Source organism: Litoribacillus peritrichatus (genome assembly GCF_039537985.1).
In the GTDB taxonomy this organism is placed as follows: domain Bacteria; phylum Pseudomonadota; class Gammaproteobacteria; order Pseudomonadales; family Litoribrevibacteraceae; genus Litoribacillus; species Litoribacillus peritrichatus.
The window spans coordinates 1-23119 of sequence record NZ_BAABBN010000006.1 but is presented as its reverse complement, the minus strand read 5'-3'; the positions used below and the strand labels follow the sequence as shown (position 1 = coordinate 23119).

Genomic DNA, 23119 nt, shown 5'->3' with positions numbered 1-23119 from the left:
GGGTAAGAAATGTCCCATTTATTCCCCGCACTAACAACGCCTATCCAGTCTTGGTTGACGATGGCAAGTGAGCTTTTACCTGACTCGCCGTCTGCAAAACTGGATATGGAAGTTTTGTTATGTCATGTCCTTCAGGTCAATCGTACCTATCTTTATACTTGGCCAGAAAAATCTCTTACGGAAGCGCAATACTCCAAATTGACTGGGTTATTGCGTGAACGCCAGCAAGGTCACCCGGTGGCGCACTTAACCGGTGTGCGAGAGTTTTGGTCTTTGCCGTTTAAAGTATCTCCCACCACCTTAATTCCCCGCCCGGATACCGAAGTATTAATTGAGTGGATTCTTGATCGCTATGCAGAGAAGAGCCTCTTGTCTGTTCTGGATTTGGGCACAGGCACCGGTGCGATAGCGCTTGCTTTGGCGTACGAAAAACCACAATGGTCGGTGGTTGCATGCGATCGGGTATCTGAGGCGGTGCAGTTGGCTCGGGAAAATGCAGAAGCATTGGGTCTGCAGCGCGTGACTGTGGTGGAAAGTGATTGGTTTTCGGCGTTGGGTCAGGCGTCGTTTGACTTGATTGTCAGTAATCCGCCTTACATTCCTGCGTCTGATCCGCATTTGTCGGAAGGCGATGTGGTGTTTGAGCCGAGCAGTGCTTTGGTGTCCGGAGAGGATGGATTACAGGACATTCGTAAGATTGTTTCCGAATCACGGCGGCATTTGGCTGAACAAGGGTGTTTGATTATTGAGCATGGCTATGATCAGGCTGAAGCGGTTCAGGCTATCTTCACCGCGCAAGGTTTTGTTAAAGTAGCTTCCGGTAAGGACTACGGATCTCAGGATCGTTTTACATTTGGTTGGGTCTACGGAGAAGAGCATGGATGATTTTTTGGACGATGATCAGTTATTAAGATACAGCCGACAAATTATGTTGCCACAAGTCGATATCGCTGGCCAGGCCGCCATTTCTGCGGCATCCGTGTTGATTATTGGGGCGGGCGGTCTGGGCAATCCTGCTGCTATGTACTTGGCGGCCGCCGGGATCGGCCGGCTGACATTGGTAGATGATGACTCGGTGGACCTGACCAATCTTCAGAGGCAGGTGGCATTTACAACCGATCAGGTCGGCGAAGCCAAGGTTCAGGCGCTTCGGGATCAGCTGCTTAAAAATAATGATTCGATCCAGATAGATGTAATTACTCAACGTCTGACGGAAGCGGCATTAATCAAGCAAATTGAAAGTGCTTCTGTGGTTCTGGATTGTACTGATAACTTCGACAGTCGTTTTTTGATTAACCGTTGTTGTTGGCAGGCTGGCAAGCCTTTGGTGTCGGCGGCGGCGATTGGTTTTGAAGGGCAGTTGTCTGTTTATCACCCTGAAAAGGCAGATTCGCCTTGTTATCAGTGTTTGTATGGCGACGTTGAGTCCCATGAGCTTACTTGTTCTGAAAATGGTGTGCTTGGCCCGGTTGTTGGTGTGATGGGGGTTTTGCAGGCCTTAGAGGCAATAAAACTGGAGGCCGGAATTGGGCAGCCTTTGGTGGGTAAGTTGCAAGTCTTCGATGCGCTAAGCCATGAATGGCGCTCTATAAAATTAAAAAAAGACCCTAAGTGTTCGGTGTGTTCTTAGCACGCGGATATTGTGATCAAATGCATGGTTGGTTCCATACGATTTTGTGCTTGTAAGAGTAAGTAAATTTGCTCATCAGGTTGTACAGAAAGCCAATTCAAATCAATAATTGAAATAAGAGTCTTAAACTTTATTTGGCCTTGAGGGATCAGGGTTGAGATTCAGTTGAGTCAGAAGGTTGTTTATGAATCATTTTCCTGTCTTTCCTTTGAACGCAGTCGTTTATCCGGGAATGGCACTGGAGTTGAAAATTTTTGAGCCTCGTTATCTGGATATGGTGGCGGAGTGCTTTAAAGGCGGTTATGGCTTCATTGTTGCTCTCAACTCCGAGGATAAATCGGATGTGTTGTCTGAGGGTTTTGAGCCAGTGGGTACTTTGGTTCGCATCATTGATTTTACTCAATTAAAAAACGGGATGCTGGGCATCACGGTTGAGGGGGTGGAGCGGGCAAGGCTGGATTCGCCGTTCACGGATTCTGCCGGGCTGATCCGGGCCGATATGGAGCAGATGAATGCCGAGTTGAAAATATCCACCGAGATGGAGCATGAAGAGTTAGTGGTTATGCTTAAACACCTGGAACAGCATCCGGCCATTAAACCAAGGGACATTGAGTACGATGACGCCTCGTCCGTCAGTTGGCGGCTGGCTGAGTTGTTGCCGTTTGATGCGGGTGAAAAGCAACTGTTGCTGGAGATGAATCATCCTTACGACCGACTGGATGAAATATACAGGTTGCTGGACAAGTACCAAAGTTAGCGGCTGAAGATGTCCAGCCAGGCGTATTTCGTCAATTGATTTGTATATTCGTACCCGTAGTAACCCAGGTATGTCGTTACCAAAGCTATGGGTAGCCAGATGTCGGTTTTATTGTGCTTGATGGAGTGTTGGTTGAACGGGCTGTAGATGACCCTGGCCAGCGCGACAATCATAAAACCAAGCAATAGCCCTCCGAGCACATCACTGAACCAGTGAACGCCTAAAAATATTCGACTGAAACCCACTACAATGGCCAGTGTTAAGCCGATGGCGTAGATTGGCCATCGTTTGTGTTGTTCTGTTTCCTGAGCGATGAACGCGGCAATCAAACCAAAATAAACGGTGGCGCCAGTAGTATGGCCGCTTGGAAAGGCAAAGCTGTTAAGTGGCTCGATCAGGAGCTCAGGCCTTGGATGGCCGAATGCTTCCTTGAGAAAGTGGACGGAAAAGTAGCTCACAGCCGTGACGCAGCCAATCAGTATCATGGCGCTGTATTGTCGTTTTACGGTTAGATAGATTGCAAACCAGCCCGCGCAAAAATACAGCAGGTTGGGGTCGCCGAGCATAGTGATGGCGACAAATACCTTCTGCGATGACTCGTTGTAAACTTGCTTGGAAAGTTCGAGCAATGCGTTGTCCGTAAGTAGCGGGTGTGGGGCGTAATCCACCCAGAATATCCAGCTTAGGAAAAACAGGGTGCAAACCACAAACGTCAGTAAGGAGGTCAGAGGAAAGGTGGGTTCGTCGGTTCTAGGTGCGGATAAGCGGTGCCAGACGGTGGCCAGTGTGCGATTGCTTTTAAACACGTATTGCATGTGTTGGTAAGCGGAGCGTTCAGGGTGAAGGTTTTGATACGCCCAGATGGTCAGGGCAATAAAACAAATGACAAGAATCACGGTAGTAAAGAAGACCGTTCTGAAATTTTCAGGCAAATCTATGTCCAGGCGCATGGCGGAACCAATGATGTAGCCCGGCAAAACATAACAAATGGCCCAGCCGATGGCAGAAATCACGTTGACCGCCAGAAAACGACCGCTGGGCATGGACAGCATGCCGGCGACCATCGGGATCAGCGGTCTTACCGGGCCAACAAAGCGACCGATGAAGATGCTTTTGCCGCCATGTTTGTTGAAGAATGCTTTGCTTTGTTCGAGCCACTCCGGTTTTTTGGAGAATGGCCAGGTGTTCGGAATTTTGTTTTTGAAAACTCGCCCGAAATAAAAACTGATGGCGTCACCCAGTACGGCGCCAATAAAAGACCAAACCAGTACGCTCATCAGAGGGAATTCTTGATTGCCTGCCATCACCATGAGCGCAAACATAAGAAAGGCGCCGGGCATAATTAAGCCAACGACGGCAAGCGACTCGCTGAATGCAGTTAAAAAGACGGTGAATAAAAACCATTCTGGGTTTTGGTTGAGCCAATCAAGGACTTGATCTAGGGACATAGAGTGAGGGCTTGTTCTCAAATTTTGCCAAGTTTAAGCCCTGTTGTATGAATTTCCAATGACGGTTTTGATTTTATTGGCTTAATTTGCTGGCCATCCGTTTATGGCAGCGGCCAATCAGGTGGATCGGTGCTTGGTCGTTGCTGTTTAATGTTGCGGTGGTGGTGCGCACATTAACGGAGCTGATCAGCCCCCAGTTTTCTTCTCTGACCATGCGAACCACTTTTTCGTCGATCACAACAACGCCGTCTTGCCCTGTGTTCGGTAATATCATCCAGAACTGATGATCGGAGGCGTGAAAAATCATGTCTCCGGTTCGGGTGATTCTGTTTAAGAAGGCGCTGAGTTTGATTAATACGGACGCCGCGCCTTCTTTGCCTTCCAGTTCTTTCAGTTTGTGATAATCGTCAATTTCGATCAGCATGATGGATAGCGCGTTTTTGGATACCTTGGCGCGCTCGATTTCTTCTTGCAGCTGTTGCTGGAACACTGAAAAATCGGCCAGTTTGGTTGATGGGTGTGCTTTTGCGGCTTTGAATAATTGCCTGGAGTGTATCTTGCGGTGGTAGGCAAACAGACCTGAGAATAAAAACATAAAACTTAACCCGGAAAGGGCCTGGTGTTGCATGTTGAGAAGACCGGCGCTGCTGCTGGCTGAAATTAACCAAATTACAAACACACTGGCTGCAATGGTGGCGGTGGCCAACGGCTGGGTTAAAAATAACAGCATGGGCAGGCAGTACATCCAAACCATGGTGGTTGAGTGAATGTATTCGATTTCAGTGATCAGGATGACAGCAATTAAAATATAACCGATCAGGCTGAAGCGGTCACTGCCCTGCTCGGATCGACTTAACCAGCGAATGGCGGCCAGCAGAGAGAAGAGTAAACCGGCAGGGACGTTAATAGATAACGCCGCGATGTAGCCTGCCAGAAACTGGTGGATACTGATGGTGATTAATGTAATGCCGAGCAGACTGTATATGATGGCGGTAATTCTGTTTTGAACAGAGCGGTCGAATAACTCAGGCTTCATGGCTGCTTACTCTTTGTTCTGGCGTGCAACACAAAAGGGCTGCGCGAGCCTTGCGGGTCAGATCTGAACTGCAGTCATCGATGTTGAGGCTGGCAATGCCTGCTTTAAACGGGATGTGTTTGTTTGCTTCCAGAGCCCCTTCAAATAATGCTTTGACTTCTTCGGTGGTGGCGTAGGGGTGGATGATGGTGATTTTGCTGGCGCTGTGATGAAACACCTGATCAAACGGCCTTACGGTGGTTTCAATCAGTGTTTTGATGTTGACCCAGTCTAACTCTGCAATGCTGTGTTGTTCATTCTGAAAGTCAAGCATGCTGTAACTCAGGCCGCTGCCTTCTCGTTCCGCGCGCTGGATTTCCCGCTCCAATGCTGGCTTTAACTCCTGACGAACATGCCAGCCAGTCTTGGGGTGAATGATGTCTAGCGCAGCAAGGCGAATCATCATCTGGTCTTTCAAAAACGCCATGAGTAAACACAAGGCCGTTACCAGAATAAAAGAGAGGGAGGTGGGTATGGCGTTGACGCTGGTTGGCATCATCCAGATCATTGTGAAAACGCATGCGCAATAAATGCTGATGGATATCAGGTTGAGATTAAACGTCATGAAGTTGATTAATAAAATCGGAATTAAGAATATCCAGGGCGATAGCTGGGAGCGCAGCGCAAACGGCGCAACCACAGTTAGCACAAATAGCGCAATCACAATGGTGACGCCACTGACCTCTCGGCCTTTGGAAGGCTTTTGAAAGCTCAATAACAATAAGATGGCAGTCAGCGGTATGGTCAGAAATATGGACTGACTACTAAGTAAGTTATCCGCTCTGATTAATAAAATAATTGAGAAGACGGTGATAATTATTGTCAAAGCAATGAAGGTCTCCAGCTTTCTGCTGGAAAAAACTAATGTGTCGAATCCGGGCGTTTTCATTATTTTTAATATTTGCTTAAAGGATTATGACTACTGAACGTACAATCGTGAGCATAATACCGTATAATGGTAGTATTTTCTGATGAACGCCAGTTAGGTGTTATAAAATGTCAGTCGCAGATCACATCAGCAACGGAACATGAATGGACATTAAAGCATATATGATTGAGCTTGGGCAGAGTGCCCGAGCAGCTTCACGAGTAATTGCAGCCGCAACTACTGATCAAAAAAATAAAGCGCTATTGGCAATGGCAGAGGCTCTTGAAGCGTCTCGAGCTGAGCTGATGGCTGCCAACCGTAAAGATCTTGAACGTGGTGAACAAAACGGCCTGGATGCGGCTTTGTTGGATCGTCTTGAGTTGAACGATGCTCGTATCGATACCATGATCGAAGGTTTGCGTCAGGTTGCAGGTTTACAAGATCCTGTGGGTGAGATCACCGATATGGCTTACCGCCCGTCGGGTATTCAGATTGGTAAAATGCGCGTTCCTCTAGGGGTCATCGGTATTATTTACGAGTCTCGTCCTAATGTTACGGTAGAAGCGGCCAGCTTGTGTCTGAAATCAGGCAATGCCACTATTTTACGTGGTGGCTCCGAAGCGATTGAGTCAAATCAGGCGGTGGCCAAATGCATTCGTCAGGGGTTAGCTGCGGTTGGTTTACCGGATACGGCCGTTCAGGTGGTGGAAACAACCGACAGAGCGGCGGTGGGTGAACTCATTACTATGCCGGAGTTTGTTGATGTAATTGTACCGCGTGGTGGCAAAGGCCTGATTGAACGTATCAGCCGGGATGCCAAGGTCACAGTGATTAAACACCTGGATGGCATATGTCATGTTTATATTGATGACGATGCTGATTTAACCAAAGCGATCAATATTTCGGTGAATGCCAAAACACATCGCTATGGTACGTGCAATACTATGGAAACGTTGTTGATTGCAAAGAGCCGTGCGGAAGAAATGTTGCCTGAATTGGTCTCTGCGTATCAGAGTGCAGGTGTAGAACTGCGCGGATGTGAACAAACGTGTGATTTGTCGGCAGCCTTTATTGCTGCGACGGAAGAGGATTGGGCAACGGAGTATCTGGCGCCTATTCTTTCTGTAAAAATTGTTTCTGCTATGAGCGAGGCGATTGCGCATATTAACCAATATGGCTCTCATCATACGGACGCCATCATTACTGAGAACTACACCAAAAGTCGTCAGTTTTTGATTGAGGTTGATTCCAGTTCGGTGATGGTGAATGCGTCTACTCGATTTGCTGATGGCTTTGAATATGGATTGGGTGCTGAAATTGGCATTTCAACGGATAAGATCCATGCGAGAGGCCCTGTCGGTTTAGAGGGGCTGACCTCTCAGAAATATGTTGTGCTAGGTGACGGACATATCCGTCGTTAATTCATTATTGATTGAAGTGAACTATGGACTCCCAGAGTTTAAAAGATAAAGTATTAGATTTATTAGAATCCATCAAAGCAAAAGACATTGTTTGTATGGATGTGAAAGAGCAGACCAGCGTAACTGATTACATGATCGTTGCTTCGGGGACGTCTTCTCGCCATGTTAAGTCTATTGCTGGCTACGTGGCTGAAGAGGCCAAAAAGGTGGGGGTAAACCCTATCGGCACTGAAGGTGAGCAGTCCGCTGAGTGGGTGTTAATTGACTTTGGCGATGTGGTGGTTCATGTCATGATGCCAACGGCGAGAGAATTTTATGACCTGGAAAAACTTTGGTCTGGTTTGACGCCGACGTCTGAACAAAATCAGACAGTAAGTTAATTTCTACTGGGCTTGAATAATACGACTGGCTGCCGAAAGTGGCTGGTCGTTTTATATAAAGGGATTTATGAAGATACGACTGATCGCTGTTGGGACTAAAATGCCTTCCTGGGTGACCGAAGGTTATAAGGAATTCGCCCGTCGAATGCCGTCAGAAATGACCCTGGAGTTGTGCGAAATTCAGCCCGGTCAGCGAGGGAAAGGTCGTGATGTTGCGCGCGCCATGCAGAAGGAAGGCGACGCCATGCTTGCGGCCATTGCCTCTTCGGATTACGTGGTAGCCTTAGAAGTTAAGGGGAAAGCCTGGACGACCGAACAGCTTTCTACTCAAATGGAGGGCTGGCGAATGAATGGCTGTGATGTCGCTTTGCTTGTCGGCGGGCCTGAAGGGCTGGATCGGCGCTGTGTGGAGCGTGCAGACATCAAATGGTCTTTGTCTCCTCTTACTTTGCCTCACCCAATGGTTCGGTTATTGGTATCAGAGCAGTTATACCGAGGTTGGTCGATCATGACTAACCACCCTTACCATCGTGCCTAGTCAGGATTAACCGCTTATGGATGGGCACTCTCTTCATGATCACTCCAAATACTCGACCATCTTTTTTTGGCGAGTGATTGTTGCTGTCTGTGTGGTATTGATGCTGTTGGGCGTGTTGTTAACCCGAATGTATCAACTGCAGGTGGTTGAGTTTCAAAAGTATCAAATAGCGTCCGAGAAAAACCGGGTGCAAGTGGAGCCTATTGCTCCGACCCGAGGGTTGATCTTTGACCGCAACGGGGTATTGCTTGCTAAAAATCTCCCTAATTTCAGTTTAGGCATTGTTCCTGAGAAAGTGGATGATCGGGATGCCCTGATTGAAGATCTGCGAAAAATCCTGCCCATTTCAGATCGGGACATTACACGCTTCAAACGGCGGCTCAAAGAACGTCGTCGACCTCTGGAACCAGTGGCCTTAAAAGATCGTTTAACAGAAGAAGAAATAGCCAGGGTGGCAGTGGAGTTCCATAATTATCCGGCCGTATCTGTGGATGCAAAACTGGTTCGTTCTTACCCGTTGGGAGCGCCTTTTGCTCACGTGATCGGTTACGTTGCCCGTATTAATGAAAGAGAATTAGAACGCGTAGATCCGATAAATTACCAGGCTACCAATCATATCGGTAAGCTGGGTATAGAGAAATTTTATGAAACGTCCTTACACGGCAAAGTAGGGCTTCAGAAAGTCGAAGCGGATGCCCGTGGTCAAATATTAAATGTGATTGATCGGGTGCCGCCTGCGCCGGGTAAAAACCTGAGATTGTCTTTAGACAGCCGACTGCAGATTACGGCCAGTAAATTATTGGATGGTCGGCGAGGCGCCATTGTGGCGATAGAGCCTTCGACGGGTGGAATCTTAGCCTTGGTGAGTGAACCGGGCTTTGATCCGAACTTGTTTGTTTTGGGTATTGATCACCAGTCTTACAACGAATTAAGGGACTCAAAAGCCAAACCGTTATTTAACCGTGCATTAAAAGGCCAGTATCCGCCAGGATCAACACTGAAACCTATGTTGGGCATTGCTGCGGTGGAGGCGAAAGTGATGGATTGGAAGTTTTCCATCATGGACTACGGAACCTATCAGTTGAAAAATGACGATCGAGTTTACCGGGACTGGAAGCGGGGGGGGCATGGCCGGATGAACCTCCATTCTTCGATTGTGCAATCTTGCGATATTTATTTTTATGAGTTGGCGTATCGGTTAGGTGTGGATCGTATGTCTGCGTTTTTGGCCAAGTTCGGCTTTGGTGATTTAACCAGTCTTGACATTGCGGAAGCGAGGCGAGGCTTGCTTCCGACTCGCCAGTGGAAAAAAGGCGCGAAAGGTTTGCCTTGGTTTCCGGGCGACAGTCTTAACATGGGGTTGGGGCAAGGGTTTACTTTGGTGACTCCGCTGCAGTTGGCCGCAGGTACTGCAATTTTGGCAAATAAGGGCAAATGGGTTCGTCCCCGTCTCACCATGGACAGCGACTTGGCAGAAGTGACAGAAAAAATTCAAGAGGATAACCTGCATGCGGATGATCGTAATATTCAACTGAATGACCCCAAGAATTGGGATTTGATGTTTGATGCGATGAAAGATGTGATGCATGGCCCCAGAGGAACGGCACGACGCTCCGGCTATAAAGCAAAATATAAAATTGCCGGTAAAACCGGAACTGCGCAGGTGGTCGGGATTGCGCAGGACGAAGAGTACGACGAAACCAAACTCTCTAAGTGGCATCGTGACCATGCGTGGTTTATGGGTTTTGCGCCGTTGGATGACCCGAAAATTGCAATCGCGATACTGGTTGAAAACGGGGGGGGAGGGAGCTCTATGGCAGCCCCGATAGGCAGAAAAATCTTTGATGCGCATTTATTGGGAGAATACATTTTGGAGGCGCCGGAATCGTGAAAGATTTCTCTCGAACATTACCCGATGCTGAGGCGCACTTCAGTCGCAAGGCCAGTATTTGGGTGCGTCTGCACATTGATATGCCGTTGTTGTTTTTGTTGGTTGTATTATCCACTTGCGGTTTATTTGTTCTGTACAGCGGCAGTGGAGGCAGTTTGGATGACGTTTATAAGCAGGGTGTCCGTTTAGGGTTGGGGTTGATTGTGATGCTGTTTATCGCCCAGTTTGATGCATCGACCATGCGGCGTTGGTCGCCGTATTTTTACGTCGTGGGTATAGGTTTGTTGGTCGCAGTGCTGTTGGTGGGTGTGGGTGCAAAAGGCGCTCAGCGTTGGCTGAGCTTAGGCTCCATTCGTTTTCAACCGTCTGAAATCATGAAGTTGGTGGTGCCAATGATGGTGGCTTGGTATCTCGCCGGGAGAAAATTACCGCCACGATTTAAATACGTGATGATTTCTTTAGTAATCATTTTGGTACCGGTGGGACTTATTGCAAAACAGCCGGATTTAGGCACTTCTTTGCTTATCGGTGCTTCCGGTATATTTATTTTGCTGCTTTCTGGCCTACGTTGGCGAATTATTTTCGGATTTGTTGGTCTAGTATTAGCGCTCTTATATCCTTTTTGGCAATTCGTGATGCGTGATTACCAAAAACAACGGGTGTTGACTTTGTTCAATCCAGAGAGCGATCCACTGGGTGCGGGCTGGAATATTATTCAATCCAAAATTGCCATTGGTTCTGGCGGTTTGTGGGGGAAAGGGTGGCTGAATGGCACGCAAAGCCATTTGGATTTTTTACCGGAGAGCCACACAGACTTTATTATTGCCGTTTTTGCTGAAGAATTTGGCTTTTTTGGGGTACTGGCTTTGCTGGGTTTGTATCTGTTGATTATTTTTCGTGGACTTTATATTGCAGTGAAAGCACAGGACTCCTACAGCCGACTGTTGGCCGGGAGTATTACGCTCACATTTTTTGTCTATATTTTCGTTAATATCGGCATGGTGAGTGGCATTCTGCCAGTGGTTGGCGTCCCTCTGCCATTGGTCAGTTACGGTGGAACATCTATCTTGACGCTTATGGCAGGATTTGGAGTGCTGATGTCGGTGCATACGCATCGCAAGTTATTGACGAAATAAAGTTTTATTGGTGGTTGGTTTATGAAACTGAGTGATTAAACCGACACAATGTAGCGTTAAGCTCATGGTATGTTTGAGTATCAGAAAGGATTATTCGATGGAACGTTTAGGTTATATCTTGTCTTTACTTGTCGCTCTTGGTGGTACTTTGTTGTCTGGGGCCGTTTTTGCAGGCAATGCAGGGGATTATTCGGAGCGTAAAGAAGCCAAAGCATTTATTGTGGAAATGGTGAATAAGCATCAGTTTGATCAAGCGAAACTTGAGAAAATTATTGCCAATGCAAAAAAGAAACAATCCATCTTAGACGCTATTTCCAGGCCGGCTGAACGAACCAAAACATGGCAGGAATATCGCCCGATGTTCGTCAATAAAACCCGGATAAAGCGTGGCGTTGAGTTCTGGAACAAAAATAAAGATACCCTGGAACGGGCAGAAAAAGTGTATGGTGTACCCGCCAAAATCGTGGTGGCAATCATTGGTGTCGAAACCATGTATGGTCGTCAAGGTGGCAGCTATCGTGTGATTGATGCTTTGTCGACGCTGGCATTTGACTACCCTAAACGGCCGTTGTTCAAACGCGAACTTGAGTCGTACCTGATCATGACGCGCCAATATAAATTAGATCCGCTTAAGATTAAGGGGTCTTATGCTGGGGCGATGGGTTATGGCCAATTCATTCCGAGCAGCTATTTATCTTATGCTGTGGACTTCGACGGCGACGGTTTGAAAGATATATGGTCTAATCCGGTGGATGCCATTGGCAGTGTTGCCAATTATCTGCACCAGCACGGCTGGCAGAAAGGAGAGTTGCCTGTCAGTCGCGCAAGGGTTACGGGTGATCACTATCAGGAATATATCAACAAAGCTTTGCAACCTGAGTTGACCTTGGCCGAGTTGGCGGTAAAAGGTGTGTTGCCTGCCAGCTCCGATGCTCTTCCTCAGGAAAGCAAAGCGGCCTTGTTTAAGTATAAAGGCCGTTTAGGAGCGGAATTTTGGTTAGGGTTTAATAACTTTTATGCCGTAACGCGTTACAATCACAGTCGGCTTTACGCCATGTCTGTGATTCAATTGGGTAATGAAGTTGAACGAGTGTTTGAAGAAAAGAAATCATAATAATTTCGTTTTTAAATGGACGGCGCTGTCATTGGTCATTGTGGTGGCAGGCTGTACCGCCCCTTCTCGTTATCACGTTGATAAGGATTACGGGCCTGCGGTTGACTTGGATATGACTCAAGTACCGGATGCCGTGCCTAAGTGGGAACCGTATTCGCCGGGTGGAAATAAGTCGCCTTATACCGTTTTGGGTGAAACCTATCATGTGTTGCCGAGCTCCAATGGGTTTCAGGAAACGGGCATTGGTTCTTGGTATGGCCATAAATTTCATGGGCACTTAACCTCAAATGGTGAGACCTATGACATGTATGCTATGTCTGCTGCCCACAAAACGTTACCGATTCCTAGTTATGTCAAAGTAACGAACCTGGATAATGGCCGACAGGTGGTTGTTCGTGTGAATGACCGAGGCCCTTTTCATGAAGGTAGAATCATTGATTTGTCTTATGCGGCGGCGTCCAAACTGGGCTATCACCACCAAGGAACGGCGAATGTCAAAGTTGAGGCAATTGATTTTGATGAGCCGGACCGTTATGTGCAGGCAGGTGCTTTTTCCAGTTTGGATAATGCCCGAGGCTTAGGTGCAAAAGTTGCTGAGTGGGGAACCTTGAAATTCAGGATAAAACCTGAGAACGGAATCTATAAAGTGCAAGTAGGGCCTTTAAAAACGGTCGGTCAGTCTCAAGAGGTTGTATCCTTATTAGAGAGTAATGGCATCATTAACCCAATCGTGGTATTTGATCGAATGCAGTAGGTGGAATATTCAATTTAATCGTGAGTTAATTCATTTTATTTTAATCAATCTATTATTTATGTGGCTATGAAAAAAATCGTACGTAATTCTATTTTATCTTTATTTTCTTCGTTTTTAATTGCTTCTCAATCGTTTGCGGAAGAGCCGTTGATTCCGGCTCCACCTCAATTGGCTGCAAGCGCGTATATTTTGTTGGATTCTACCAGCGGTAAGGTATTGGTGGAAAAAAACTCCGATGAACGTGTGCCTCCTGCAAGTCTGACCAAAATGATGACCAGTTACATTGCTGTTGAGGAAATTCAGCGTGGAAATGTGGCTCTGGAAGATGAGGTGCTGGTGAGCGAAAAAGCCTGGCGGATGCCGGGTTCAAGAATGTTTATTGAAGTTGGCAAGAAGGTCAAAGTGGAAGACCTGCTGCGTGGCATTATCATTCAATCCGGGAACGATGCCAGTGTGGCCATGGCTGAACACGTTGCCGGCTCAGAGTCTGGTTTTGCAGATTTAATGAATCAGTACGTTTCTCAAATGGGTATGAAAGATACCCATTTTATGAATGCGACCGGCCTACCTGATGCAGACCACTATGCATCCGCTCGGGATTTAGCTTTATTGGCTGAAAGAACGATCAATGACCACCCGGATTATTATGGCATTTATTCTGAGAAAACTTTCAAATATAACGGCATCGATCAGCCGAACCGAAACCGCTTGTTATGGCGTGATGCAACCGTGGACGGCTTAAAAACCGGCCATACCAATGAAGCCGGTTATTGTTTGGTTGCGTCGGCTAAGAAAGACGGTATGCGTTTGATTTCGGTTGTGTTGGGAACTCGAAGTGAAGAGGCCCGTGCACGTGAAACACAGAAACTGCTGAACTATGGCTTTAGGTACTTTGAAACCATGTCTTTGTACGAAGCCGGCGCTGAGTTAACCCGCAATCGTGTATGGAAAGGCGAGCAAGATCAAGTGTCACTGGGCGTACTGGAAGATATCGTGATTACCGTACCTCGTGGCAGCAGAAAGCAAGTTGAAGCTAAACTTGAGGTCGATAACATCATTGAGGCGCCGATTGAGCAAGGTCAGGAATTAGGTGTTCTAAAAATTATCTTGAACGGTGAAACTTTGGTTGAGCAGCCATTAGTGGCTCTTAAGCCAATTGAAGAATCCGGTTTCTTTGCCCGTCTATGGGATGCGATTAAATTGTTCTTCATTGGCCTGTTTGGTGGTTAATGACTAGCACGGTTTACCTGAACGGTGAATGGTTGCCTGCCGATCAAGCCGCAGTGTCTGTGTTTGATCGGGGGTTTTTGTTTGGCGATGCGGTCTATGAAGTTATTATCGCATATAACCGTCAGTTATTCCGTTTAGAGCAGCATCTGGCTCGTTTAACCAGAAGCTTGAGTGAAACGGGCATCCAAAATCCTTTTGGCATTCATGAGTGGCGATTTTTAATTGAACGCCTGATTGAGTTAAATGAGGGGGATAATCAGTCGGTTTACCTCCAGGTTTCCCGAGGTGTATCTCAACCTCGTCGGCACAATTATCCTCTTAATCTTACTCCCACCGTTTTTTTATCCAGCAATCCGCTGCTCTTGAAATCGCAACGCTCATCTCAGATTAAGGCTTGTTCCGCAGTCACCTTGGAAGATATCCGGTGGTCCCGAGGTGATATCAAGTCGACCTCATTATTAGGCAGTGTCTTACTGAAAAAACAAGTGTTTGAGTCAGGCGCGGATGAAGGCATTTTAATTCGCGATGGTTGGGTCGCGGAAGGCACGGCGAGCAATGTATTTCTTGTTAAAGAGTCAAAAATTATTACGCCTAAAATCAGTGATTGGATTCTGACGGGCGTCACCCGGGATTTTATTTTCGAACTTTGCTTTCGATATGGCCTTGTCATTGAAGAGCGTGATGTCTCTCTCCCGGAGTTAGTGGACGCCGACGAAATCTGGTTAACCAGTACGACGGCTGAAATACGACCGGTTACTGAATTGAATGCCTGCCCCGTAGGAACGGGGAACATAGGTCCGTTGTGGAAAAAAATGGCGGCTTATTACGATCGACATAAAGCGGAGTTGTTTTCTTGTGGCTCATAGGGGGCGATACTTTCGTTCAGTCGGCGTATAATTGGCGGAATCAGATAGAGGTAGGATATATGCAGCAAAAAGAACCGCCTAAGATTGAATTCCCGTGTGAAGGCTACCCAATTAAAGTGTTGGGTGATAATGAAAATAATTTTCATGATTTTGTGATTGAGATGTTAAGGTTGCACTCTGAAGAGCAGCACATTGATTTTCTGAGTATTAAGGCTTCCGAAAGCAGAAATGGTAAGTTTGTTTCTGTCACCGTAAAAATCGTAGCTCAAAGCGAACAACAGCTTTCTGATATTCATAAGGCTTTCATGGCCACCGGTCGAGTTAAGATGGTGATGTGATGGAGTCATTGGTAGTTCGTACGTTGCCCGGTCATCAAGATTATTCATCGATAAGTGATGCTATGCATGCCTTTACCGATGGCCGAGATGAATCTACTGCCGATGAAATCTGGCTCTTAGAGCACACGCCTGTATTTACCCAAGGCCAGGCTGGCAAGCCGGAACATCTGTTGTTTACCGGTGATATCCCTGTTGTTCAGAGTGATCGTGGTGGGCAGGTAACCTATCATGGTCCTGGCCAGCTGGTCGCCTATTGCATGATTGACCTGGCTCGTAAAAAATTAGGTGCCCGGGCACTTGTTACTGCGATAGAAGAGGCTTTGGTCAGTTTATTGAACCGCTATGGTGTGGAGGCTTACCCAAAAGTGGATGCACCCGGGGTGTATGTGAAAGAGCAAAAAATTGCTTCACTGGGGTTGCGGATTCGAAAAGGTAAGTCGTTTCATGGCTTAGCGTTAAACGTGAATATGGATTTAGAACCTTTTCGCCGAATTAACCCATGCGGATATGCCGGTATGACAATGACCCAGTTGGGCGCTTTTGTCGAAGATGTATCAGTGTCTGACGTTTTAGAAAAAATTGTTACAGAACTGATGGAAAAATTAAATTATTCTGGTTGCCAGTTTAAAACGGGCCTGTCGGATACTTGAGGTAAAAATGGCGGACGAAATACAAGCAGTGAATGCAGCGAAAGAACGGCCTGTACGTAAAAGAGCTGTGCAAGGTGAAAAACTTCGGGGTGCTGATAAAACGTCTCGTATTCCGGTCAAGATCATTCCGACAGATAAAATGCCTCGTAAACCAGACTGGATTCGTGTTCGTGTGCCAGCGTCTCCGGAAATCAGTCGTATTAAGCAAAAACTGCGTGATCACAAATTACACTCGGTCTGTGAAGAGGCTTCTTGTCCGAACCTGGGGGAGTGTTTCAGCAACGGCACAGCCACTTTTATGATCATGGGCGATATATGCACTCGTCGTTGTCCGTTTTGCGACGTGGCTCATGGTCGACCTAACCCGTTGGATGAAAATGAACCGACCCACCTGGCGGAAGCCATCGCGGATATGAAGTTGAGGTATGTGGTGATTACTTCGGTGGACCGTGATGATTTACGAGACGGCGGAGCGGCTCACTTTGTGGCGTGTATAGATGAAACTCGACAACGTTCCCCAGATATTGAAATTGAAACATTGGTGCCTGATTTCAGGGGCCGTATGGATGTCGCTTTGGACATTATGGAAAAAAGCCCGCCGGATGTATTCAATCATAACCTGGAGACGGTTCCTCGTTTGTATAAACAGTCACGACCTGGATCAGACTATCAATGGTCACTGGATTTATTGAAAAAATTCAAAGCGCGACGTCCTGATGTATTAACTAAATCGGGTTTAATGCTTGGCTTAGGTGAATCTTTTGATGAAGTGGTCGAAGTCATGAAGGACATGAGAGCGCATGACATAGATATGATTACTTTGGGGCAATATCTCCAGCCGAGTAAAGATCATTTACCTGTTGATCGTTTTGTGACGCCAGAAGAGTTCGATGAGCTTGGGCAAATAGCCACTGAAATGGGCTTTAAGCGTGTTGCAAGTGGGCCTCTGGTCAGATCTTCCTATCATGCAGACAAACAAGCCAAGGGTGAAGAGGTTAGGTAAGACATCTCTGAATCCGTACATGGTACGTATCTTGTAGTTGTTTTAATCCGCCAATTCTGTTTTATTTTGCATAAAGCGTCAGGACTTCCCTGACGTTTGGCGTATAAAATCAAGAAAATTTCTAAAATGGGGAAAGTGTCACACTACTTTCTTCTCTCTCCGTCTAAACTTTGTTCCATATGTTGAATTCTGTAATCTGTATTGCGGAAAAATAAGATTGCGCTAAAATGACACTTGCGCGTCATACAAACACAATAAAAATAAATAGCGAACCTATGCAAAAACTACTAAAGAACAGCTTTACGTTGGTTTTGTCTTTAACAGTAGCGTCTACGACGTTAGCTGAATTAGTTTCTGTTGAAGATTCAGAACTGGCTAATTTCTCCGGTCAGGCCATGATCGGCATTGATGATTATCAGGTAGTTCAGGATGATTCCAGCTCTGTTGACTTCATGAGAGTTACCTTAGGTTCGACCATAGAAACGAATACAACAATTGATAATTTAGAATTAGGCACAATGGATCGGGCCGGTTATTCTGCCGCTTCAGACATTGATATTGATAATCTTCGCTTAGGCCATATTGATCCGAATACCGGCGAATATGTGCCTTTTGTATTGAAAAACCCTTACATGGAGTTTGCATTTGCAGAAGACGGTAATGGTGTTAGGGAAGCCGTTGGTATCCGAGTCGGTGCAGGCGAATCCAGTGGTTCATTAACTGCGAATATCAACGCTCTGACGGGTAATTTCGAAATCATGTTGGATCATGATAATGACCCCGGTACCGCGCCTGTGGCTGCTCAGCTTTTGGATTCCACCGGGGCTGCGACCAATATTAGAGCCACCAATATCGGTGTCGCCGGCGATTGCTCAAGCAACTGCATTTCACTGAATAATCTTGCGACAGTTAACATTGATGATAGTGCGTCTGTTAGTGACATGTTCCTGTCGTATCAGAACATTGATCTAAAATGGGCTTCAACGCTTAATGATACATCTGCGATTGATACGAATAGTCTAATAAAAACAACACAAGGCGCTTTTATCAATCTGCCAACGAATCTGACAACGACAACCGATGCTTTGGTTGGGATTCCTGGTGCGGGCGGTAATATCTTACCAACTCGTTACACCGATGCAGCTTTAGGATTGTTCTAATAATCCATAGGAATAATAATTATGAAAAGACCTGTGGCTCTATTTTCTGGCTTGTTTATAAGTGCATCTCTTTGCGCTGATATGGCTCCATTGACTGATGACGATATGTCTCAAGTGGAAGGTTCTGGTTTGGGCGTGGTTTTGGAAGATTTTTCTTTTCATGCCGGAGCCGAAACAGATAATGAATCTGTTTTCAGAATAACAGGGATCAAGACCTCGGATGGGCGAGACGTTAATATTGAAGTAGACAACTTCTTTATTGGCGGTAAAGACAGTGCCAGCTTTGTGGATAATGGTGATGGCACTACTTCGTTTATTGTAAACCCTACCGGTGTGAATATCGGCCGTTTGAATAACCCAATTTCGATTAACCAGCGCGATGGTGACGATATTGATGTTCGAGCGCCTAATAAAGGGGTTTTGGAAATAGCTCAGCCTGAATTGAAAGCCATTAATGGTGATCCTGTTTGGATTGGCGCAACCATGGACCCTTGTTTAAAAGCTGGTGCAGCGGAGTGTTCTAAGTTTCAGAGTCGAGAAGCGACAGCTGATTACATTGGTGAGCGTATTGATATTGGCCTGGAGCTAAATGCCGAAATTATAAATGGTTCCGGTGATCCTGAAGACTCCCCTTTAACAATCTACATGAAAGAAGCTGTGTTTGATGGCAGTTATATGCGTTTGTGGGGTGATGAAACGGCGACGGGAAGCGAAATAGAAGCTGACCAGAGGCACATTACGTTAGCTAATATAAGATTGAACATGTACACACCTGAAATTTATATTGCAAGTTGTGGTGTGGATGGAACCAAGTGTGGTGATGCGGTACATATCAAGCACTTTGCCTTGGATCTGATTGTTGGTGTTGGAGAAATACAGCCTGCATCTTTGAGTGTTACCAGTGACGGTAACTTTCAGCTAGAAGTTGAGGCGTTGCCAAATCCGACAACATCGGAAGGCAGTCGCCGTTTGGAATTAATCCGTAATGACCAGTCCGATGGAATGACCTGGGCTGCAACGGATAAAGAGTTTTATGAGAATTATTACAATGACACGATTCCAGGTGTCAAAACCAAAAGTAATTTGTATATCGGCGACCCAACAATCAGTAATCCGACATTTGAAACAGCGGGCGGCTTAAAGGTGGGTGATACGTATTTAGGTACGTCCAGAATTGAAGGTCTTCAAATACAGTATTTGAAAATGACCACTCATGACATTGGCGGTTAAGAGGAAGACAGTGATGAAAATAACAATAAAAAGCATCGTATCTGTATTCATTATCGTGGGATTGCATTCCATGTCGGCAAGAGCTGAGTTGGCGCCGATTGATGACGAAGAGTTATCCAACTCAGTCGGGCAAGGAGGTTTGTACCTTTCCGGTGAGTTTAGTTTGAACGAAGAAGGCGGCCCAATCCAAGATGCGACTTATGGTGACTGTACTGATGGGAAGAATTGTGGCGCAAGGTTTTCTTATCGATTAGGTGGTAATGAGGGTAATGGCTGGTACGTGATTGATGACTGGAAAGGTGGTGCGTCTTTCGAAGGGTTGACTATCCGAACCCGTAAGATTGACGGAAACCAACGAGACGTTACTGGACAATTGGTTGATAACGATGGTAACCCTGTTACAGAAGCAAATGCGATAGCTTTGGGCGCGAATGATGGCTTTGGTGGTGATGGCGCGTCGTTCAATAAAGAAGTGTTAGAAATTGGCTTACCTTCCACGGTTAAGTTTGATAAATATCAATATACCTTGGGCTTTGCCTCTCATGCGTCTCCCACAGGTGTGCCTGCGGACACATACAAGCAGACCAATATCTATGGCGTGTATATTAACGGTCAGGTCAATATGACCGGCAATATGCTGATTTTCCCAACGGCGGATAAATAGGAGGACGTGAGAATGAAATATGTTTCTGTTTTGGCGTTATGCTCCGTGTCTTTTGGCTCGTATGCTGAAATGCAGTTGTTGGATGAAGCTGCTTTGTCTGGTGTGACGGGGCAAGCCGGGATTACAGTAGATATCAAGGCCAAAGTTGAAATTGATGAATTAAGGTATACCGATGATGGTCACCCACTTTCGTTAGAAGGTATTAGTATTCATCAAACGGGCGATGATACTGAAACTGCTCAGAGTTATGTCATGGTTGATGTAACGGAGGGTGGAGAATTGCAGTTGCGCCAGATTTCTGAAAATACCCATATTCAGGTGGATGAGATTCGCGTTGACTCTCTTAATACTGCGCCGGATAGTTTTGGTACTTTTGCAATTGATTTTGATATGGAAAACTATTTCCAGCTCAAGGGCGGCGGTCTATTTAGCTCCGATGCTGGGATGACGATTTCTCAGTATAACAGTCGTATTTTTGGTATAGAAAGAGATGCAGACGGTGAACCTTTACTTGATGGTGAGGGTAATGTAATCACCAAAGGTGCTGAGCTTTTCTATCGAGACAACGGAAATGATCTCATGGTCTCATTTGATTATGAGACCTGGGGAACCGACTGGACATTGGATGTCGTAGCTGACCCTTATAAGCCAGGCCAGCAGGCAATCTTGATTACTAATCCGGATCATCATTTTAATTTGGTGATTGATCGGATTAAATTTAAGACTAGAGATACTGTCGGTAATAACTTTACTTCTGACCCAAATAACTCAGGTCTGGATAATCAGGCGAATGTTGGGATGATCACGGCATCTGCTGATATGTCTGGCGAGTTATATATCAGTGCTGGGGGTAAAGATCCGGTCGAAGGTTTGACGTTCAATTTCCAGCAGTCATTAACAAATGGCGATTTCCGATATATAGATACGAATAATAATGGTGATAAGTACGAATTAGCGCTTACCGGTGTCGATCATTCGGTTCAAGTTACTAATCTGACATTTGATGTGATCGATGACTATTTGCAATTATCAACTGAGCGCCTGGAAGGCACGGTTGATATTGAGAATATTTTTATCGGAACGCCATATGGTGTGGATGACACAAGTAAAGTGAGCATGGGTAGCGTTCATGTTGACTATTTGTTTGAAGATCAAGTTGCTAACGGCCAAACTTATACAAATACCTTGAAGCTGAATCCAAAAGGAAATCAATACGGGGGTGATCAGGGGATCACAATTGATACTTCTTGGAGCCTGGTGAATGCAGATATTGGTTATACCGATAATGGAAATACAGTCTGGGTTTCAGGCATTCAGAGTTATGGTTCTGGTGTGTTAACGTTTGACTTGATTAATGCAAGTTACCTTTATGCAAATAACATTGTGGATGCGAATGCGGACCCATTCTTTGATGGGGTAAGGATTGGTTTTGAGGATGTGGTAGGGCACTACAGTATTGATGGATTAAGGGTTGGCGCTGAAGGAGAGGATAAGAATTCGTTGGCGCTTCAGGGCGGAACAGAGCTGCTGCTTCCGTTACAGATATTTCAAGAAGCTGATTTTACTTTAAATGGCAATGTGACAATTTTACCTGGTAGTCTTGAGGTTGAGGAAGGTACCTATATTCCTGGTGAAGGTGAACAGAATGAAAGTACTTATAGTACAGGCTTAACAATCAACGGAGATTTACACTTTACGGACACAACCTTTGGTATCTCTGTTGATAGTGATGGTTCAGGTTTGTGGCTTGATGATGTTACTTATGATATCTCGATGAGAAATTCGACCCTGAATGTTGATGATAGGGGCGTGATTTTAGATAGTGGCTTATATGTTTCGAATATGGATATTGGAAATGTTCGTTTAGGTGAAAAAAATACGGGTGAATCTCTTGGCCGAGTGGTTATTTCAACGTTGGAAAATAACTCTCTTACCTATATTCGTTCTGGTGGCGCTGGTGGTGTTTGTATTGGGGCGTCTGGTGGGCAGAGTTCATGTGTCAATAACGGAGGGCGTTGGGAAGACAGGGGTGATGAAGGTGTTACCATCGGAATTAATGCTAAGTTTATTGATAAAGATAAAGTTGAAAGTGACTCTTCGGATCAGACTTTAACTCAAGCGGAAAGACATAATGCCGGTAAGTTACTCGATAAAATCAACTCTATTGACCCGAATGCGGATACCAAGCTTGGCTGGTATCGTTCAGACGGAAAAGTTGGGATAGAAGCTGTTGGTATTTCTACTGATGACGAAGGGTTGACCGTTGAATTAGCTGTGGATGTGGCTGAGACTGCAGTGAAGGGCATTGATACAAATGATGGGTTGCTGAAACGTGTGTTGATTGATGGTGGAGGCCAGGAAGTGTTTGTAAATGATGGTGATGTAGAAGCCCGCTTGTTAGCTGGTTATACGAACCCATTAGGCTTTGCGGTGGATACCAAAGTTGAATTTAAACAATTAAATATCGACAGCATAAATATGAACCATCATGTTGGTGGGGCTCAACCAATTTTTTATGGTGCTCAGTTCGAGAATGTGAGTTTAAGAGCTAACATTACAGCGACACCGATTCGTTAGATTATTGTTTAACTTAAAAGGAGGCGAGCTAAGCTCGCCTTTTTTGTGTCTGGTAGATTTGTGTTTCGGAATTAAGGTGAAGTTTTGAATTGGATTGGTTAAGTTTTGTACATTTGTACTGGCTTTTGTGTGTATTTTGATCGCTGCTGGGCGGTTTTTAACCGCTTTGAAATTAAATTCAAAATAAGTGCAGAAAGGGGTTGTGTTGTGTGTGGGGATGCCTATAATGCGCTCCACGTTCTGAGAGTGGCAAGCGGGAAAGCTGGTTAAGCTGCGGTTTAATTGGAAGTTTCGCGATTCAGGTTTGAATCACTTCTCCAGAAAGTTGAAAGAAAAAGGTTGACACAGAGATTTAAATCGTTAGAATGTGCGTCCTCTTTCGAGATAAC

Annotated in this window: 22 protein-coding genes; 19 read left to right on the top strand and 3 right to left on the bottom strand. The window is 45.8% G+C overall.

Going from position 1 to position 23119, the window contains the following annotated elements; genetic code table 11:
- Positions 1-9: 9 nt before the first annotated feature.
- The 3 genes from prmC to ABD744_RS09275 all read left to right on the top strand — a co-directional run bounded on the left by prmC (position 10) and on the right by ABD744_RS09275 (position 2387).
- Positions 10-885, top strand: coding sequence for a peptide chain release factor N(5)-glutamine methyltransferase (gene prmC, locus ABD744_RS09285; protein WP_344797796.1), 876 nt, complete (start codon positions 10-12; stop codon positions 883-885).
- Positions 878-1630, top strand: a complete 753-nt coding sequence (locus ABD744_RS09280) for a HesA/MoeB/ThiF family protein (RefSeq protein WP_344797794.1) — start codon at positions 878-880, stop codon at positions 1628-1630. Before prmC ends, ABD744_RS09280 begins: the two co-directional genes overlap by 8 nt.
- Before the next feature lie 184 nt (positions 1631-1814).
- Complete coding sequence (locus ABD744_RS09275; protein ID WP_344797792.1) at positions 1815-2387, top strand: LON peptidase substrate-binding domain-containing protein; 573 nt, start codon at positions 1815-1817, stop codon at positions 2385-2387.
- Here the strand turns inward: ABD744_RS09275 and ABD744_RS09270 are convergent.
- From ABD744_RS09270 to ABD744_RS09260, 3 genes are all read right to left on the bottom strand, one after another.
- Positions 2384-3835 (bottom strand): bifunctional DedA family/phosphatase PAP2 family protein, encoded by a 1452-nt coding sequence (locus ABD744_RS09270; RefSeq protein ID WP_344797790.1) that lies wholly within the window; start codon positions 3833-3835, stop codon positions 2384-2386. The genes ABD744_RS09275 and ABD744_RS09270 overlap by 4 nt on opposite strands.
- Positions 3836-3908: 73 nt before the next feature.
- A complete protein-coding gene (locus ABD744_RS09265) occupies positions 3909-4871 on the bottom strand; it encodes a diguanylate cyclase domain-containing protein (protein WP_344797788.1) in 963 nt (320 codons plus the stop codon).
- Complete coding sequence (locus ABD744_RS09260) at positions 4861-5736, bottom strand: hypothetical protein (RefSeq protein WP_344797786.1); 876 nt, start codon at positions 5734-5736, stop codon at positions 4861-4863. The genes ABD744_RS09265 and ABD744_RS09260 overlap by 11 nt, the downstream gene beginning before the upstream one ends.
- Before the next feature lie 206 nt (positions 5737-5942).
- Between ABD744_RS09260 and ABD744_RS09255 the strand changes: the two genes are divergently transcribed.
- From ABD744_RS09255 to ABD744_RS09180, 16 genes are all read left to right on the top strand, one after another.
- The gene (locus tag ABD744_RS09255) at positions 5943-7199 is read left to right on the top strand and encodes a glutamate-5-semialdehyde dehydrogenase (RefSeq protein ID WP_344797784.1); all 1257 of its coding nucleotides are present in this window, start codon (positions 5943-5945) and stop codon (positions 7197-7199) included.
- Positions 7200-7222: 23 nt separating this feature from the next.
- Entirely contained in the window at positions 7223-7579 is a 357-nt protein-coding gene (rsfS, locus tag ABD744_RS09250) for a ribosome silencing factor (RefSeq protein ID WP_344797782.1), read from the top strand.
- 67 nt (positions 7580-7646) lie between these two features.
- Entirely contained in the window at positions 7647-8117 is a 471-nt protein-coding gene (gene rlmH / locus ABD744_RS09245; RefSeq protein ID WP_344797780.1) for a 23S rRNA (pseudouridine(1915)-N(3))-methyltransferase RlmH, read from the top strand.
- A gap of 16 nt (positions 8118-8133) precedes the next feature.
- A complete protein-coding gene (gene mrdA, locus ABD744_RS09240) occupies positions 8134-10008 on the top strand; it encodes a penicillin-binding protein 2 (protein WP_344797777.1) in 1875 nt (624 codons plus the stop codon).
- Positions 10002-11144, top strand: coding sequence for a rod shape-determining protein RodA (gene rodA / locus ABD744_RS09235; protein ID WP_425562157.1), 1143 nt, complete (start codon positions 10002-10004; stop codon positions 11142-11144). Before mrdA ends, rodA begins: the two co-directional genes overlap by 7 nt.
- Positions 11145-11241: 97 nt before the next feature.
- The gene (gene mltB / locus ABD744_RS09230; RefSeq protein WP_344797773.1) at positions 11242-12258 is read left to right on the top strand and encodes a lytic murein transglycosylase B; all 1017 of its coding nucleotides are present in this window, start codon (positions 11242-11244) and stop codon (positions 12256-12258) included.
- Entirely contained in the window at positions 12239-13012 is a 774-nt protein-coding gene (locus tag ABD744_RS09225; RefSeq protein ID WP_344797771.1) for a septal ring lytic transglycosylase RlpA family protein, read from the top strand. The genes mltB and ABD744_RS09225 overlap by 20 nt, the downstream gene beginning before the upstream one ends.
- 66 nt (positions 13013-13078) lie before the next feature.
- Positions 13079-14242 (top strand): D-alanyl-D-alanine carboxypeptidase family protein, encoded by a 1164-nt coding sequence (locus tag ABD744_RS09220; protein ID WP_344797769.1) that lies wholly within the window; start codon positions 13079-13081, stop codon positions 14240-14242.
- Positions 14242-15108, top strand: a complete 867-nt coding sequence (locus tag ABD744_RS09215) for an aminotransferase class IV (protein WP_344797767.1) — start codon at positions 14242-14244, stop codon at positions 15106-15108. The genes ABD744_RS09220 and ABD744_RS09215 overlap by 1 nt, the downstream gene beginning before the upstream one ends.
- Positions 15109-15167: 59 nt before the next feature.
- Positions 15168-15446 (top strand): HP0495 family protein, encoded by a 279-nt coding sequence (locus ABD744_RS09210; protein ID WP_344797765.1) that lies wholly within the window; start codon positions 15168-15170, stop codon positions 15444-15446.
- Complete coding sequence (gene lipB / locus ABD744_RS09205; RefSeq protein ID WP_344797763.1) at positions 15446-16096, top strand: lipoyl(octanoyl) transferase LipB; 651 nt, start codon at positions 15446-15448, stop codon at positions 16094-16096. Before ABD744_RS09210 ends, lipB begins: the two co-directional genes overlap by 1 nt.
- A 7-nt stretch (positions 16097-16103) precedes the next feature.
- Positions 16104-17099: a lipoyl synthase gene (gene lipA / locus ABD744_RS09200; RefSeq protein ID WP_344797761.1), complete on the top strand. Its 996-nt coding sequence runs from the start codon at positions 16104-16106 to the stop codon at positions 17097-17099.
- Positions 17100-17374: 275 nt separating this feature from the next.
- A complete protein-coding gene (locus ABD744_RS09195) occupies positions 17375-18259 on the top strand; it encodes a hypothetical protein (RefSeq protein ID WP_344797759.1) in 885 nt (294 codons plus the stop codon).
- Between the two features lie 21 nt (positions 18260-18280).
- Complete coding sequence (locus ABD744_RS09190; protein WP_344797757.1) at positions 18281-19489, top strand: hypothetical protein; 1209 nt, start codon at positions 18281-18283, stop codon at positions 19487-19489.
- 13 nt (positions 19490-19502) lie between these two features.
- Complete coding sequence (locus ABD744_RS09185) at positions 19503-20153, top strand: hypothetical protein (protein ID WP_344797755.1); 651 nt, start codon at positions 19503-19505, stop codon at positions 20151-20153.
- A gap of 12 nt (positions 20154-20165) precedes the next feature.
- The gene (locus ABD744_RS09180; RefSeq protein ID WP_344797753.1) at positions 20166-22730 is read left to right on the top strand and encodes a DUF6160 family protein; all 2565 of its coding nucleotides are present in this window, start codon (positions 20166-20168) and stop codon (positions 22728-22730) included.
- Positions 22731-23119: the final 389 nt, after the last annotated feature.

Excerpts from the sequence above, each read along its gene's own strand:
- prmC (WP_344797796.1), top strand. The coding sequence starts at position 10 with ATGTCCCATTTATTCCCCGCACTAACAACGCCTATCCAGTCTTGGTTG.
- ABD744_RS09280 (WP_344797794.1), top strand. The coding sequence starts at position 878 with ATGGATGATTTTTTGGACGATGATCAGTTATTAAGATACAGCCGACAA.
- ABD744_RS09275 (WP_344797792.1), top strand. The coding sequence starts at position 1,815 with ATGAATCATTTTCCTGTCTTTCCTTTGAACGCAGTCGTTTATCCGGGA.
- ABD744_RS09270 (WP_344797790.1), bottom strand. The coding sequence starts at position 3,835 with ATGTCCCTAGATCAAGTCCTTGATTGGCTCAACCAAAACCCAGAATGG.
- ABD744_RS09265 (WP_344797788.1), bottom strand. The coding sequence starts at position 4,871 with ATGAAGCCTGAGTTATTCGACCGCTCTGTTCAAAACAGAATTACCGCC.
- ABD744_RS09255 (WP_344797784.1), top strand. The coding sequence starts at position 5,943 with ATGGACATTAAAGCATATATGATTGAGCTTGGGCAGAGTGCCCGAGCA.
- rsfS (WP_344797782.1), top strand. The coding sequence starts at position 7,223 with ATGGACTCCCAGAGTTTAAAAGATAAAGTATTAGATTTATTAGAATCC.
- rlmH (WP_344797780.1), top strand. The coding sequence starts at position 7,647 with ATGAAGATACGACTGATCGCTGTTGGGACTAAAATGCCTTCCTGGGTG.
- mrdA (WP_344797777.1), top strand. The coding sequence starts at position 8,134 with ATGGATGGGCACTCTCTTCATGATCACTCCAAATACTCGACCATCTTT.
- mltB (WP_344797773.1), top strand. The coding sequence starts at position 11,242 with ATGGAACGTTTAGGTTATATCTTGTCTTTACTTGTCGCTCTTGGTGGT.
- ABD744_RS09220 (WP_344797769.1), top strand. The coding sequence starts at position 13,079 with ATGAAAAAAATCGTACGTAATTCTATTTTATCTTTATTTTCTTCGTTT.
- ABD744_RS09215 (WP_344797767.1), top strand. The coding sequence starts at position 14,242 with ATGACTAGCACGGTTTACCTGAACGGTGAATGGTTGCCTGCCGATCAA.
- ABD744_RS09210 (WP_344797765.1), top strand. The coding sequence starts at position 15,168 with ATGCAGCAAAAAGAACCGCCTAAGATTGAATTCCCGTGTGAAGGCTAC.
- lipB (WP_344797763.1), top strand. The coding sequence starts at position 15,446 with ATGGAGTCATTGGTAGTTCGTACGTTGCCCGGTCATCAAGATTATTCA.
- lipA (WP_344797761.1), top strand. The coding sequence starts at position 16,104 with ATGGCGGACGAAATACAAGCAGTGAATGCAGCGAAAGAACGGCCTGTA.
- ABD744_RS09195 (WP_344797759.1), top strand. The coding sequence starts at position 17,375 with ATGCAAAAACTACTAAAGAACAGCTTTACGTTGGTTTTGTCTTTAACA.
- ABD744_RS09190 (WP_344797757.1), top strand. The coding sequence starts at position 18,281 with ATGAAAAGACCTGTGGCTCTATTTTCTGGCTTGTTTATAAGTGCATCT.
- ABD744_RS09185 (WP_344797755.1), top strand. The coding sequence starts at position 19,503 with ATGAAAATAACAATAAAAAGCATCGTATCTGTATTCATTATCGTGGGA.
- ABD744_RS09180 (WP_344797753.1), top strand. The coding sequence starts at position 20,166 with ATGAAATATGTTTCTGTTTTGGCGTTATGCTCCGTGTCTTTTGGCTCG.